This is a genomic window from Streptomyces sp. NPDC029836 (assembly GCF_055574495.1).
In genome coordinates this window covers 602,816-616,747 of record NZ_JBVHZI010000001.1, presented here as the reverse complement: position 1 = coordinate 616,747, position 13,932 = coordinate 602,816, and the positions used below count along the sequence as shown (strand labels likewise).

13 protein-coding genes and 1 pseudogene are annotated in these 13,932 nt (G+C 66.6%); 8 read left to right on the top strand and 6 right to left on the bottom strand.

Annotation, left to right across the window (positions count from 1 at the left end; translation table 11 throughout):
- Nucleotides 1–549 precede the first annotated feature (549 nt).
- From ACZ4XJ_RS02905 to ACZ4XJ_RS02895, 3 genes are all read left to right on the top strand, one after another.
- The gene (locus tag ACZ4XJ_RS02905; protein WP_468495069.1) at nucleotides 550–858 is read left to right on the top strand and encodes a hypothetical protein; all 309 of its coding nucleotides are present in this window, start codon (nucleotides 550–552) and stop codon (nucleotides 856–858) included.
- Nucleotides 859–1,170: 312 nt separating this feature from the next.
- Nucleotides 1,171–1,335, top strand: coding sequence for a hypothetical protein (locus ACZ4XJ_RS02900; RefSeq protein WP_468495068.1), 165 nt, complete (start codon nucleotides 1,171–1,173; stop codon nucleotides 1,333–1,335).
- A gap of 554 nt (nucleotides 1,336–1,889) precedes the next feature.
- Nucleotides 1,890–5,297 carry a CHAT domain-containing protein gene (locus tag ACZ4XJ_RS02895; protein WP_468495067.1) on the top strand — a complete coding sequence of 1,136 codons (3,408 nt, stop codon included), beginning with the start codon at nucleotides 1,890–1,892 and terminating at the stop codon, nucleotides 5,295–5,297.
- 27 nt (nucleotides 5,298–5,324) lie between these two features.
- Here ACZ4XJ_RS02895 and ACZ4XJ_RS02890 read toward each other — a convergent pair whose 3' ends face one another.
- Together ACZ4XJ_RS02890 and ACZ4XJ_RS02885 are read right to left on the bottom strand one after the other, a co-directional pair.
- On the bottom strand, nucleotides 5,325–5,624 hold the full coding sequence (locus tag ACZ4XJ_RS02890; protein WP_468495066.1) for a hypothetical protein: 300 nt from the start codon (nucleotides 5,622–5,624) through the stop codon (nucleotides 5,325–5,327).
- Nucleotides 5,617–6,207: a hypothetical protein gene (locus ACZ4XJ_RS02885; protein ID WP_468495065.1), complete on the bottom strand. Its 591-nt coding sequence runs from the start codon at nucleotides 6,205–6,207 to the stop codon at nucleotides 5,617–5,619. Before ACZ4XJ_RS02885 ends, ACZ4XJ_RS02890 begins: the two co-directional genes overlap by 8 nt.
- Before the next feature lie 218 nt (nucleotides 6,208–6,425).
- Here ACZ4XJ_RS02885 and ACZ4XJ_RS02880 point away from each other — a divergent pair.
- From ACZ4XJ_RS02880 to ACZ4XJ_RS02870, 3 genes and pseudogenes are all read left to right on the top strand, one after another.
- A pseudogene (locus tag ACZ4XJ_RS02880) lies at nucleotides 6,426–6,644 on the top strand (hypothetical protein); the annotation flags it as partial.
- A 179-nt stretch (nucleotides 6,645–6,823) separates the two neighbouring features.
- On the top strand, nucleotides 6,824–8,734 hold the full coding sequence (locus ACZ4XJ_RS02875; protein ID WP_468495064.1) for an esterase/lipase family protein: 1,911 nt from the start codon (nucleotides 6,824–6,826) through the stop codon (nucleotides 8,732–8,734).
- 8 nt (nucleotides 8,735–8,742) lie between these two features.
- Nucleotides 8,743–10,098, top strand: a complete 1,356-nt coding sequence (locus tag ACZ4XJ_RS02870; protein WP_468495063.1) for a tetratricopeptide repeat protein — start codon at nucleotides 8,743–8,745, stop codon at nucleotides 10,096–10,098.
- An 8-nt stretch (nucleotides 10,099–10,106) separates the two neighbouring features.
- Here the strand turns inward: ACZ4XJ_RS02870 and ACZ4XJ_RS02865 are convergent.
- Together ACZ4XJ_RS02865 and ACZ4XJ_RS02860 are read right to left on the bottom strand one after the other, a co-directional pair.
- A protein-coding gene (locus ACZ4XJ_RS02865) for an IS5 family transposase (protein ID WP_468495062.1) occupies nucleotides 10,107–10,924 on the bottom strand; the annotation gives its coding sequence in 2 pieces (ribosomal slippage) (nucleotides 10,107–10,582 and nucleotides 10,582–10,924; 819 coding nt in all).
- An 18-nt stretch (nucleotides 10,925–10,942) separates the two neighbouring features.
- The gene (locus tag ACZ4XJ_RS02860) at nucleotides 10,943–11,284 is read right to left on the bottom strand and encodes an STAS domain-containing protein (protein WP_468495442.1); all 342 of its coding nucleotides are present in this window, start codon (nucleotides 11,282–11,284) and stop codon (nucleotides 10,943–10,945) included.
- A 221-nt stretch (nucleotides 11,285–11,505) separates the two neighbouring features.
- Between ACZ4XJ_RS02860 and ACZ4XJ_RS02855 the strand changes: the two genes are divergently transcribed.
- On the top strand, nucleotides 11,506–11,859 hold the full coding sequence (locus ACZ4XJ_RS02855) for a hypothetical protein (protein ID WP_362882742.1): 354 nt from the start codon (nucleotides 11,506–11,508) through the stop codon (nucleotides 11,857–11,859).
- Nucleotides 11,860–11,877: 18 nt separating this feature from the next.
- Here ACZ4XJ_RS02855 and istB read toward each other — a convergent pair whose 3' ends face one another.
- Both istB and ACZ4XJ_RS02845 read right to left on the bottom strand, forming a co-directional pair.
- Nucleotides 11,878–12,651 (bottom strand): IS21-like element helper ATPase IstB, encoded by a 774-nt coding sequence (istB, locus tag ACZ4XJ_RS02850; RefSeq protein WP_306092343.1) that lies wholly within the window; start codon nucleotides 12,649–12,651, stop codon nucleotides 11,878–11,880.
- Nucleotides 12,648–13,463, bottom strand: a complete 816-nt coding sequence (locus ACZ4XJ_RS02845; RefSeq protein ID WP_468495061.1) for a Mu transposase domain-containing protein — start codon at nucleotides 13,461–13,463, stop codon at nucleotides 12,648–12,650. The genes istB and ACZ4XJ_RS02845 overlap by 4 nt, the downstream gene beginning before the upstream one ends.
- Before the next feature lie 76 nt (nucleotides 13,464–13,539).
- Here ACZ4XJ_RS02845 and ACZ4XJ_RS02840 point away from each other — a divergent pair, with 76 nt between their 5' ends.
- Nucleotides 13,540–13,932 (top strand): CPCC family cysteine-rich protein, encoded by a 393-nt coding sequence (locus ACZ4XJ_RS02840; RefSeq protein ID WP_468495060.1) that lies wholly within the window; start codon nucleotides 13,540–13,542, stop codon nucleotides 13,930–13,932.

Below are 13,932 nucleotides of genomic sequence, written 5' to 3'. Positions count from 1 at the left end.
CGGGTTGCATACTCGGTTCGTTCCGTTGGTCGATGGGAGCCTCCCCCTGAGTGGTGGACACGCTGACACTGGATCTGCCTGATCCGGAGGAAGCGAGAAGACCGCCGATGCCGATGAAGGCTATTCGGACGAGTTTAAGGCCGAAGCCGTGGCCCTGTACGAGTCCACACCCGGGACGGCCGCTGCGGAAGGACCTGGAGAGGCTCGCCGAGTAGCCGGTCGCCTACGCCCGCCCGGATGCGCCGGAGATGAAGGACAACCTGGTCCGCGCGGAACAGGAGGAGGAGCGCGCCGCCTGTACGGAGGCCACCCGAAGAGCGTGGACCGCATGGCGGGAGACTCTCGAGGAACCGGAGGTGCCGTGGCAGCCGCCACACGACCTGAGCACGAGAATCCGGGAAGAGTACGACGAGCTGCGCCGCTGCTGCGAGCTGTGCGAACAGGGTTAAAGGATGACCGGCGTCGGCACGCGCATGCCGGCCTGGATCCGAACTTCCCTGTGCACGCACGCCGGTTCGGCGACCGCCCGGCTGGCCAGGGCCGAGACCGATGCCGACGGTCGCGTCCCGGTACGCCGACCAGACTGCCGAGGCACTGGCGCGCGCGACCGCCGAGCTGGACGACTTGTTCGACCGGGCGGCCGAGGAACGGGCCGAGGACGCTGCCAACCTCACCGTTGCTCGATCGGTACGGACCGTCCACAGCCGGAGAAACGAGACGTACGTCCACCACTTGCTGAGCCGGGCAGCACAGTCGGACGGGGACGATCAGTCCTGGCTCGTCCTCGCCGCCTTGCGCGGGAGCCCTCTGCCGCCGAGCCGCTGCGGGCCTCCTTCCAAGATGTCGTCGAACAACTGACCGCACCGCTGGCCGCGAGCATGGTCGAACGGATCACCGAAGAGGTGGGGCGGCTCGACAAATCCCTGGCTGAGCTCAGGAAGGTCCTGAATGGGGTGGCCGTCGAGCAGGAGGACGCCGCCCGCGCTGAAGAAGCAACAGGAGGCACTGGCCCGGGAGAACCAGGAACCACGTTGCCAACTAGACGCCCTGGTAGACGATTTGACCGAGCAACTGAAGCTGTACCACGAGGCACAGTCGGCCGCCGCGCGCAAAGACACGGCCGCCGTTCTCTGCGGGCTGAGCCGGGCCACCGAGGAGGCCCGGTCATCCGTGACAGCGCTTGAAACGGCAGTCGGCGAACAGCTGACCCGGCTCCGCACCCCCTGGGCCGCCCTGCGCGCCCGCCAGTCCGCCACCGAACGGCTCGCGAGGGTCACCGTGGTGCTGCTCTCCCTGACACTTGCCCTCGGGGTCTTCGAACTCGTTCTGCGGTGACCGACTCTCACCTGAGGGCTACCGACAGTAACGCAGGGTCCCCTGTCGTCGCCAGCTCGACATCAAACCGGAGGGGGATTCGATCATGCGGACTCGAATTTGCATGTGGGCCTGGCGAGATGAGCACCATGCGTGTTCCACCACCACGCCGTGTGAACGCGCCTGTGCGCCCTCCCCACGCACCCGCCAACGATGAGATGCTCGGTTGATGCACACCAGTCGCTATCGCTCGAGGGACAACGGTGGGTGGGGACGCAAGGGTGCCGCGCTGACAGATGAGTAGAGGGACGTCGCCCTCCTGTCTGATCCTCGACCACGTCGTACAGCTCCAAGTCACCGACCGGCCGGTGAGGTCGCTCGCGAGGGACTGGACCTCTTCGCGGAGCACGGCGCGGTTCCCCGAGCGACTGGCCATGTCGCCAAGCAGCCATGGGCATATCGGCTTCATCGCGTGACCGAGGTATGGGGGCAGGGCATTGTCACAACCGGTGCAGTGGGTATTGGGAATCAAACTGCGACCCGCCGTCGCCCCGTCGGGTCTTAACGTAGAGATCGTGCTCTGTGACGCAAAGTCGCAGCACAAGGCGGAGGTTCCGGTACCGGACCTGGATGTCAGTTGGCACGACCATGAGGAAATCCGGTGGTATCTCGAGGAGTACCGCCAATTCCCCTCCGACCCCGCGCCGGTCATCGCGACGCGCTGCTCCGCCCGACTGGCGGAACTCGGCGAATCGCTCTTCCGTGCGCTGTTCGAGTTCTCTGAGGAAACGAGGACCTTGTGGAGGCAGGCCAAAGCACGGGTGCGAGATCTTCGCGTTGAGGTGGATGCCCGCCTGGGCGCCGTGATGTCCGTGCCGTTCGAACTGCTGCGGGAGCCACGGGAGGCGGCCCTGTCCCTAACGGCTCGCTCCTTCGTCCACGTGTGGACGCCCGGGAATGACGCCGCAGAAGGGCAGACGCCGATCCGTCAGGGGCCGATCAGGATCCTGCTCGCGATCTGCCGGCCGGACCATGACCGCGATGTGTCTTTCCGGTCGGTCGCCAGCCGGTTGCTCCGATCGGCTGAGCGGCGGCCAGATGTTCGGATTCAGGTCCTGCGTCCGCCGACGTACGAGCAACTGAAACGCACCCTGCAGGCGGCCAAGAACCGCGGGGAGCCCTTCCACATCGTCCACTTCGACGGGCACGGCTCGTTCAGCAACGAGGGCGGAGCAACACCACAGGGATTCGCCGTCTTCGAGGACCCCGGCTCGACGAACAACCGCAAGCTCATCTCCGGAGGACAACTGGGCGAACTGCTCACCAGAACGGGAGTCTTCGCCCTTATCCTGAACGCGTGCGGCTCGGACCGTGCCGATACGAACCGCGCCCGCGCCACCGACCCGGTGTCCGGCCCGGAGTCCGCCCCACAGCAACTGCACAGTTTCGGCTCCCTCGCACGCAACGCCCTGCGGTCGGGCCTCGGCGCGGTCGTGGCCATGCGCTACAACGTGTACGTCTCCGCAGCCGCCACCTTCGTCTCCGCACTGTACGAACATCTCGTAGAGGGAGCGGAGTTGGCCGAGGCGGTCACGTCGGCCCGGACGGGTCTGGCCGCGCCGACCGGTCCGGGGCCCCGCACGGGCGAGTGGCTGGTGCCCGTGGTGTACGAGCGCTGTCCAGTCCGGTTGTTCGACACGACGCGGCACGAAACCGGCGACGGCCGGAATGCACCGCCGGATTCGGTCGCCCACCCCTTGGACACACCGTTGCCCGCGCCACCGGACATCGGATGCGTGGGCCGCGACGACGTGATCATCACTCTGGATCGGACCTTTGACGGTGGCCGGCCGGTGCTGCTCCGCGGCCCGGTCGGCAGCGGGAAGACCACCACCGCGGCAGACTTCGCGCGCTGGTACCGCCGCACCGCAGGCGTGCTGGGCCCAGTGGTGTTCACCTCCCTTCGGACCACCGCCTGCGCCGGACTCGACGCCACACGGCGACGCCTGGACGGCCTGTCACCGATGCCACCCGGTGGCACGTCGCCGGCATCTGCCCTGTGGGTCTGGGACGACGTGGAATCGGCTGCCACCTGGACCAGCGCCGAACGTGCCCGCTTGGCGAGCCTCCTCGCCGAGCTGTCCGAAGGGGCGGTGCGGGTACTACTCACCGCCACGGACGAAGCGCCGTGGCTTCCAGAGTGGACCGAGCGCGTCGTCCTGGGGCCCCTGAGCGTCGCGGAGCGAACCGAGTTCGCGGCACTGGCTTTGGGATCGCACGCACCGCGCCTGCCGGAGTCGATCATCCGTTTCAGTCAGGGCAATCCCCTGGTGCTCCATGCCCTGTGCCGCCAACTGCCGGAGGCCGAACGGACCGAAGGGGTGGAGCGCTGGCTGGCCGCTCTGCACACCGGCACCGGCCGCCCACTCGAACCCCGTGAAGGCGCACCCACTCCCGTCGGCACCACTGCGAGCCTTCGCACGGCCTTCGACGAACAGGAGCAGCGCCTGCTCGGTCTCCTGCTGTTCTTCCGCGGCGGCGTCGCCGCTATCCATCTGGCCGCTCTGACCCGACGACTGGGACACACCGAAGCCGGCCGCTACGTGACCGTCCTGGACAAGGACTCCGCCGCCCGCCTCCTCACGGCAGTCGCCGCCCTGGGTTGGCTCACCCCCCAGGGCGCAGATTTCCACGCCATTCACCCGATGTTGCCCCTCGCCCTGCGGCCGCTCCTGGATGCCTGGGCCGACAGCCTGTCGGCGACGATACGCAGGGCCCTCACCGAGCACTACGACCGACATGGAAATGAGCTGTTCTGGGCTTACAACCAAGGCAGCCGCGAGATCCTCGACCTCATCGCACTGGACGAGGACAACCTGCTTCAGGCACGACGGTTCGCACTGGACCACGCGCTGGCCGACGAGGTCATGGGGCCCATGCAGGCGCTGCGCATGCTGTACCTGGAAACGGGTCGCCAGCAGCGCTGGCGCGACCTCGTCGAGGACTTGTCTCCCACGCTGCTCGACCCCGCCACCGGCGCCCCGCACTCGGACCTGCGATTCCGGGACAGCGCCCTCCATGCTGTGCTCGCGCAGTACCTGACCGAGGCGTCACGATCCGGCCGTGCGGCCGCGCAACCGGGCCGCGGGCCGCGGCCGGACACGCGCGGGCAAACCGAGACAGCGCCCGCACCCCCGGAAACCGCCACGCAGCACAATCCCCGCCAGGAGGTACAGCGCCTGCTCGGCGAGAAGACCGAGCCGAGCCTGCAGCGGGCGGTCGACCTCGCGCACCGGATCGACGACCGGACACTGGAGGCGACGGCACTCATCCAGCTCGGTCATTGGTACCGTGCCCGGCGCGAGCTGCGCTTCGAGCAACTGGCGGAGTCATGCTTCAGCAGAAGCGAGGACATCGCGCGTGCGACCGCCGACCGCCTCACCTGGGCGCGTGCCCTGGACGGCCTCGGCGTCCTCCACGTCGACCGTGCGAACCGGCTCACCAACGAGTACTTGCAGCGGCTCGTACAGGCCGGGAAGATCGACACGAGCCGCCCGGGCCGGATCACGGTATCCCTCCCGGCAGAGGCATGCGCGGAACTCGTGCAGGCGGCGACCTGCTACATTGACGCGCTGGAACGGCTCCCGGGGGACGACAGGAGAAGTGCCGCGCTCAGGGCGTCGCTGCATCACCAACTCGGCGGAGTTTTGCAGAAGCTCGGCGAAATCGGGCAGGCCGCGCGGCACTACCGTCAGGCTGTGGAGGCGCACGAACTCGCGGGCGACACCCTCCGCGCCGCGCAGAGCCGGATGGACTTCGCGAACTTCCTCGTGCACCGCGGAGGCCGAGTCGAGGACGCCCTGCTCTACGCCCAGAAGGCTCTGCATGACTTCCAGTTACTAGGGGAGCCGTGCCGTGAACAGGCCACGGCAGCTCAGAACCTGGTCGACGAGCTGACGCGGACGGCCGGAAAGGCTCCCTGATCCGCTCGAGTGCGCGCCCTTTCCCGCTCACCGAGCCGACGGTGGCGGCGAACCGCTGTCCCCTTCCGATCTCATGCGGCGAGCCTCGGCCAGTGCCTGGTCCTTGTCCATCGCGATCAGCTTGGCGGCCGGGACCTCCGAGACCTTGCAGTCGTCCTCGTGTTCGTACGAGCATTGGGCCATCAGCTGGTCATTGTTTATGAGCCACATGCGCATCTCGGCCTTGAAGGGACGGCCCTGAAACAGCAAGAGGCCGTCGCAGCCACAACAGCGTGTCCCGCCCCCCTCCGGAGGAGCCCCGAAGGAATCCAGGTGCGGATCAGACATGAGGACTCCGTTCTGTTGTCGCGCCCTGAGCCGCACGGGCAAGGGTTCTGCGTACGCGCTCCCCGCGCAGAATCCACTCGAACTCCGCCACACTGCCCAGTGCTGTGACGGCGGCTGCCGTCCAACGGCACACGGCATGTCCGAGTGACGCTTCCTCGGGTGGAGCCAGTACCAGGGTGGCGGCCGCCCCCAGCAACACGACTCCCACGTTGTACGCCGTGCTTCCCCGGCGGCTCAGGCGCCGCCACTGCTGAAAGTCTCGCTGTTGCTGCCGGCGCAGGGTGCTCTCGGCCGGGCGGGATCCGCCGGGCGGGTACCAGGCGTCAACATCGGCCGGAGAGTAGAAGTGCTGGCGCGCATGAAAGCCGTACTGCACGCTCGCGATGAATGCAACAAAGGCCAGGGTGAGCAGCAGCATCGCGGGGCCGGGCCAGCGGAATTTGTCGCCGTCCGCACCCAGGACCCCGATCGTGGCGATGCAGGCCCCGGCGAGCAGGGGGGCGGCGACGAAGTGCGCCGTCTCGGAAGTGCTTCCGTACCCGAGAGGTGTCGGCTTCGCCCAATCCGGCGCAGTGTCACTCAACACCGGTGCCCCTTTCACGAACGGTCGTGGGCACCAAGTGTCACGGTTACGGTGCGGTGTGTACAGAGGGTCTCAACTTGACTCTGTTGGGGATCTTGTTGGCAGCAAGCTCAGCTGCCGAGGGTTCACCAAGACCGTGTCCTATGTGGTGAGGCGTCGTTGATGTCGGTATGGGGCGGGGTACTTGGAGTTGGATTGTTCCGGACGGGCTGTGGGAGCTGATCGCCCGACCCGGCGTCGAGACCGGTAAGCGTCTAGGCCGACACCGTCGAAAGATCGAGCGCACCATTGCCTGGCTCTTCGGCTACCGCCGCCTCACCGTCCGATACGAACGGAAGGGAGATCACTTCCTCGCCTCCCTCGGCCTCACAGACGCCCTCACCTGCTACAAAAACCCGCGAAACTTGCCACGTGAGATGACTTTTAGATCAAGTTAGATGATCAAGTCCGGGCCCCAGCGAGGCGGGGGAAGGGGCCAGATCATGGGCCCGGCTCGAACTGCCGTACGGTCACGAATTTCCCTACTCGCCAGTCCGGCTTGCCGGAGGTTCGCCGCACCTCGCCCCCGCGGGGTAGGCTCGACGCCAACTTGTTTACAGGACAGTGTGGTTGAGGCATGACAACATCCAGCAGGATCGGCGTCGTATTCATTCACGGGTTTCTCTCCGGCGAGAAGACCTGGGACAGGTTCAGGGACAGAATCGGCGAAGATCCGAGCCTCGCCGCCGTAGATTCGCTGATGTTCTCCTACGCGACCCCAATGGTCTCCATCAACCCCTTACGGCGCATCCCCTCCTATGAGGACATTGCCGATGATCTGGACACCTACCTGGAGACAGTGGCAGAGAACTATGAGGCCATTGCGCTCGTAGGGCACAGCCAGGGCGGCCTGATCATCCAGCGACACCTTCACCGAGTCATCGGGAGGGGTGGCGCCGAGCAGCTGCAGCGGATCCGTCGGGTCATTCTGTTTGCCTGCCCGAACAATGGATCGCAGCTCGCCAGGAGCTGGATGCGCCGCCACCCCCAACGCAAGCAGTTGCACGTCCTTAACCGCGAGGTCATGGACGCCCAGAGCACAGTGATCAACCAGGTGGTCCATGCCGTCGACGTCCGCCCGCACTCCTGCCCGATCCCCTTCAAGGTGTACGCCGGAACGGAGGACAATATCGTCACGCTCGCCTCGGCGCAGGGCGTCTTTCGTGACGCCCGCGCCCTACCGGGTGACCACTTCACAATCATCAAGCCGGACAGTATCCAGCACCGCTCGCACCTCGCCCTGCGCAAGGACCTGATCGATACGTTCGGCCTGGGGCAGGCACCTGAATCATCCCCGCCGAAGCCGAACTCCCTACGCTCCGCGGCGAGGATGCTGGGCGGCTTGCTGCCGGACAACCTGGAGCCGGACGAGACGACCAGCACCGCTGCTGCACCGGCACTGTCCGCCTGGCGCCGCCATGTCCTGCTGGCGCAGGAGGAGCTGATCCACGTCGAGGAGCTGCTCGACCAGCTCACCGACGCGATCGACGGCCCCACATCGGCAGCCGCCATCGCCGTCCACGGCCACGGCGGGCTGGGCAAGACGGCCGTCACCTACGCCGCAGTAGAGCGCGCTGCAGCGGCCGGACGATTCACCCACGTCGTCTGGGCATCGGCACGTAATACCCGATTCATCGCCGACGACCCGAACTCCGCAGCGATCAACCACATCTACTGGCATGACCTGCTACAGATGATCGCGCGACAGCTGGGCTGCGACCTCCCACCCAGCCAGGCGCTGTGGGAAAGGGAGTTCACCTCTTTCCTCCAACATAACCTCGCCGGCGCCCGCATCCTGATCGTCATCGACAACTTGGAGTTCGTTGCCGCCGCCGACCGGGTCGTCGACCGGCTGCGCACCCTCGGCGTGAATGCCCCGCACCGGATCGTCGCCACCACGCGCCACCACTCGGAGCGCGGAAACCTGGATGTCCGCAATATCGCCGTTCATCCGCTGAGCGAGAGCCACACCTACGACCTCGTCCGCCTGGCGTCCCGGGGCGGTAACTCGGATCTGCAGAGCGCCAGCAACCGGGACTTGGCACCGATCTATCGCATCACCGACGGCAACCCATTCCTGGTCAAACTGATCGTGTCGCAGTACCTGGTCAGCGGGAAGTCGGTGTCCCGGATCATCAACGACCTCGCTGGCCTTCCCGAACAGGCCGCCCTCGCCGGCCAAGTCCGAGAATGGCTGTTCGAGCGCTCGCTAAACGAGCTCGCTCAGCGCTCAAGCCAGGACATGGCGGTCAACCTGCTGTTCGCCTTCTGCGCCAACGGCCGCGGCGGCGCCATGACCTACGAGGAGCTCCTGAGCGAGACGACCGCCCTCGACCCAGGGCTGGACACCGGCTCCTTCGACCGGCTCCTCGCCTCGGCCTGCCGCCTCAACCTGCTGCGCCCCTCTGACATGAACCGCAAGTACTCCATCCACAGCCTCCTCTACGAACACACCTGCCCACTCTCCTCACTGCGCCGGGACAGATGAGAGAGCAAGTGCTTCCCGAGCAGACGGCCTCACCCCGGTGGCGCGACCTGGTCAGCCGAACAGCGGCCTCGCGCGGGTATCCGACGAAGATCGAGAGGGCCCTGACCGACCCAGCCCAGTACTCCCACACGGAGAGGGTCCCCCAACTCGCCCAGCTCCTCGACGGCGCCCTGAAATTTCCTGACGGGATCGCGGCCGAGCAGCTCAGCGGGCTGATGGACCTTGCCTTCCGGGTCGTGCTGAAGGTCGGAGCTGGCAGCACCTACCGCGGATACGAGGAGTTCCTGGAGTACGCCCTCCGCCTCATACAAGTCCTGCAGGCGCGCGGCGCGCCTACAACCCAACTCCTGCTGTCGGCCGCACGCTTCCAGGCATGCCTGGCCAACGGCGACCCGGCCCGACGGAGCCTCATCGAACGGGCAGTCGAGGCCGCACAAGACACCCCGGACCACGTAATCGCGCGCCTGCACCTGGCACGCTTTCACATCGACATCAGCGACTACACCGGCGCCCGCCGACACGTCGCTGAGTGCCGCGCAGCGATTGGCGCCGAGCAAGACGGGCCTTTAGGGCTCGACCTCGAGACGACGGCGGGCATCACCTACTACTACATCGATCCGAATACTGCGCGGAGGCACTTCGAGGCCGCCGTCAACCTTGGCCACAGGTTCGGCGGACATCCGGCCGCTAATCAGCCGATGGCGACAGCTCTGCATTACCTGGGCAGACTCGCGGCCGACCGCAGGGAGTATCAGCTCGCACTGGAGTACTTGGTCCAGGGTGAACAGCGATCCGACGACTACCTGACTGGTCACGGCTTCTACCACCAGCGCCTCGCCGAGATCCTCACCGACCACGGGCCAGCCAGCGAAGCCAAATACCACCTGTGCAGGGCAGAGGAGACCTTCGCCCGAGTCGGCCAGGTGAGCACCGGCCTCACCCTCCTGCAGGGGTCCTGGGCACGGTGGTACCTGCGCCAGGACGACTTCGCAAGGGCCGAACGAAACCTGACGAGCGCGATCGAAGTCAGCCGGCGCGAAAGCGCTCCCCGCGTGGAGCTCATCCTCCAGGCCGAGTTGCTCCGGCTCCGCCTGCGCCAGCGCACCCTCGGCGGCGCCCTGCGAGTCCTCGCACGCGCCGGGACGCTCTACCTCTCCGGCGAGTCAATCAGCAGCCGACGGCACGTCCTGCAGCAGGCCCGGACCATCGCTGCCATGGCCTCCAGATTCCTGCGCCCCAGGCCGATCCCGCCCGACCAGCCGCCCGTCTCCTGCCCATGCGGAGCCGACCACACCACCCTGCACAACATGCAGCCGAATCCCACCGCAACGCCGCGAGAAGATGGAGCCGACCGCGGAACTTAGACCGTGTCCTATGCGGTGAGGCGGGCGAGCCGCTTGTGGCAGCAGATGGCGGCGGCCAGTCCGAGAAAGGCCAGGTAGTTGCGGGGGTGGCGTTCGTAGCGGTGGTTGAGTCGGCGGTAGCCGGTTAGCCAGGACATCGTCCGCTCGATCACCCATCTGTGGCGGCCAAGTCGTTCCGATGACTCGACGCCCTTGCGTGCGATACGGACTCCGATCCGCTTGCCGCGCAACCATTTCCGCAGGTGGGGAACATCGTAGGCCTTGTCGGCGTGGAGGCGTCGGGGTTTGAAGCGGCGGCCGCGGTAGGGGTCATGTCTCGTTTGGTGGCCCATGACCATGGGCTTCAGCGCGAGGCTGTCGTGGGTGTTGGCCGCGGTGACGCCGACGATGAGGGGCAGTCCGTTCGCGTCCGACAGGACGTGCATCTTGGAACCCGGCTTGCCGCGGTCCACGGGGCTCGGACCTGTGAGTTCGCCCCCCTTTTGGCCCGAACGTGGGCGGAGTCGAGGACGGCGCGCGACAAGTCGAGCAGGCCGGCGTCGTCGAGGCAGTGCAAAATCTCCTCGTGCAGCCGGCCCCACACTCCGGCCCGGGACCAGATCAGGAACCTGCGGTGGGCCGTGGACTTCGATATCCCGAAACAGGGCGGCAGCGACCGCCAGGCGCATCCGCTGACCAGGACGTAGATGATCGCCGCAAACAGCGTCTCATCAGGCGTATCCGGTGTTCCGCCGCCCTGCGGCCGCACCTTCGACGGCGGGATCAGCGGCTCCGCGATCTCCCACAGCCCGTCCGGAACAATCCAACTCCAAGTACCCCGCCCCATACCGACATCAACGACGCCTCACCACATAGGACACGGTCTAAAGCCCGCCAGGGCGTACCGCTCGCCGATGGCCGAGCCGGGCCCTGGGATGCCGGCGACCTGCGCCAGGGCCCGCTGGGGCTGGGGCTGCCAGCCGGTGACAAGAACCCGCAGGCCCAGACTCTCCGCACGCCGGTGCAGCTCCAGCAGGTGAAGCAGGCCGTCACGGTCCATGGACACCACGCCGTGCAGGTCGACCATGAGGTCCCGCTCGCCGCCGGTGGCGTGGTCCAGAGAGCGCTGAAGCGTGGCACCCGCCTCCTCGTCGAGCTTGCCTGTGGCACTGACCAGGACCGAATGACCGCAATGCTGGACGTCCACGTTGATCAAAGGGTTCTCCTCCCGCCCGTAGGCGCGCCTTGAGGACCCCATCCTGGCGCGGTGTTCCCCAAAGCGGATCAAGGCTCGCTGTCGGCGTACTCCTCTGAGTGCTCCGCCAAGTACAGACAAACGTGCACCGCTTGACGGTCGGCGTGATGGTTGGGATTGGCTGACCGAAGGCAGTGTCGGGGGTCTCTCGGGGGCCTGTCATGATCTCGGCCATGGACGAGATCACCAAGGTTCTGAGGCGGGAGTTCGACGCAGAGGAAGGGAGCTTCCTGCTGCGGCTGCGTGGAGATCTGGACTGGGATCGGACTGCCTTCACCTGCCTGGAGCGGGCGATGCGGGCCGCATGCGAGCGGTCCCAGTCTGACGAGAAACTCGATCGATGGGTCGCTGAGGGGTTCTATGAGGTCGCGACCTGGGTTCCGTCGTGGACGTCACATCCGAACTTTCCAAAGCCGGCGCCCGATGCCTACTTCGAGGACTGCATCGAGCGAATCGGGGATCTTGCCAACTGGTTCTTTCGGGGCTGGCACGACTACTCCGAGGGGCATGTCTGGACTGACCTGTGAAGACTCCCGGGAGCTTGGTCAGGCTGCGTCGTCCCGGTCGCGTTCGATGGCTGCGATCCGGTTCTTGAGTCGGTAGCTGGGTCCGTTGATGGAGATCACGTCGCAGTGGTGGAGGAGTCGGTCGAGGATGGCGGTGGCGAGGACTTCGTCGCCGAACACCTGTCCCCATTCACTGAAGGTCTTGTTCGAGGTCAGGATGATCGAGCCCTTTTCGTAGCGCTTTGAGATCACCTGGAAGACCAGGTTGGCCTCGGCACGTTCGAGGGGTTGGTAGCCCACTTCGTCGACGACGAGGACAGCAGGTCGGAGGTAGCTGCCGAGCTTGCTGGTCAGGCGCCCGGCAGCCTCGGCGGTCTTGAGGTTGCGGACCATGTCGTCGAGGCTGGTGAAGTAGATCGAGTATCCGGCCCTGCATGCCGCGACCGCGAGAGCGACGGCGATGTGTGTCTTGCCCACTCCCGGCGGCCCGAGCAGAGCCGCGTTGGCCTTGGCCTCGACGAAGGAGAGAGTCGCCAGGTCCTTGACCTTGCGCGGGTCGAGCTCGGGCTGGAACGAGAAGTCGTAGTCGTCCAGCGTCTTGTGGTGCGGCAGCTTCGAGATCCGCAGGCCGGTGCGGAAGCGGCGGTCGTCACGGACCGCGAGTTCTTCGGAGAGGACCAGGTCGATGAAGTCGAGGTAGCCCATCTTGGCCTCGTCAGCCCGCTGAGCGTACTGAGTCAGGGCCTCGGCCAGGTGGGGCAGTCCCAGCTTGCCGGCTGTGTTGCGGATGCGGGTGGAGACCAGCTCACTCAAGACGTTTCCCTCGTGCTCGGCTTGGTGGTGAAGGGGCGGGTGCCGGTCAGCTCGTCATAGACCGACAAAGGCCGGCGGCCGACCTCGACCTGGGTGACCGCGGCCCGGTTCAGCAAGGCCGCCAGCGGCCCGGAATCGGGGCCTGTGTTCTGCCGGCGGGGCAGCGGCAGGCTCCCGTCGCCGGCTGTGACGCGGCGGCCGGATCCCGTGGGCAGGCCGTCCCAGTGCTTCTCATCCACGACCCGGGCGCCCCGCCCGGGGGCCCGCGGATGTGTGGCCAGCAGCGTCTCGCCGCTGTGACCGGGGACGGTGGCATGCAGCATGATCTGGGACTTCGTGGCCCTGACCTCGACCAGCTGACGCGGACGAACCCTGCGGGCCGGCACCGAGTAGAGATTCGCATCGAAGGCGACCAGGCAGTCCTTGCCGACATAGCGAAGGTGTCGCTGTGTGACCACATAAGGCGTCTGCGGCAGCGGCCGCAGGGCCACGTGGTCGCGGACCGCCCGCAGGCCGATGACCTCGCCGTGGGTGCCGTGAACCTTCGCCCGCCGCATTGGAACCCAGGCGGTGAACGCGGCGTTCATTTCCTCGATGGAGGAGAAGGCGCGTCCGGCCAGAACGTGGTCGCGGACGATCAGTACCTGCCTCTCGACCCGGCCTTTCCCCGTGGGCCGGTAGGCGGCCAGCACGTCGGGATCGAAGTCGTAATGCCCGGCGAACGCGACGGCCTCGGGATGCAGAGGCACCGCCTCACCCGGTGCGACGTGCCAGCGGACCACCGTTTTCGTGCGGTCGTAGACGATCGACATCGGCACCCCTCTAATATGCGGGTCTCGATGTCAAGCACGGGATACCCGCTGGAGCTTCACGTAGGCATCCGGCAGGATGTCGGACGTGATCCTGAAGTATCCCTGCGTGTGCTGTGGCCACCTGACGATGAACGACGGGCCCGGCTCGTATCAGATCTGCCCGGTCTGTTTCTGGGAGGACGACGCCATCCAGCTGCGCTGGCCGGACTACTCAGGTGGCGCCAACAGGCCTTCCCTGATCGAGGCCCAGCAGAACTTCCAGGACTACGGAGCATGCGACGAACGGTCCATGGAACACGTCAGGTATCCCGAGGACGACGAGCCGCTGGACTCGAGCTGGCGCCCCATCGATACAGACCGCGATCGCTTCGAGCCCAAGGCCGTGCAGCTAGCCGCCTGGCCTGACGACCGCACTGTCCTTTACTGGTGGCGATATAGGAGCACCGGATTCTGGCGTCCCGCTCAGTGA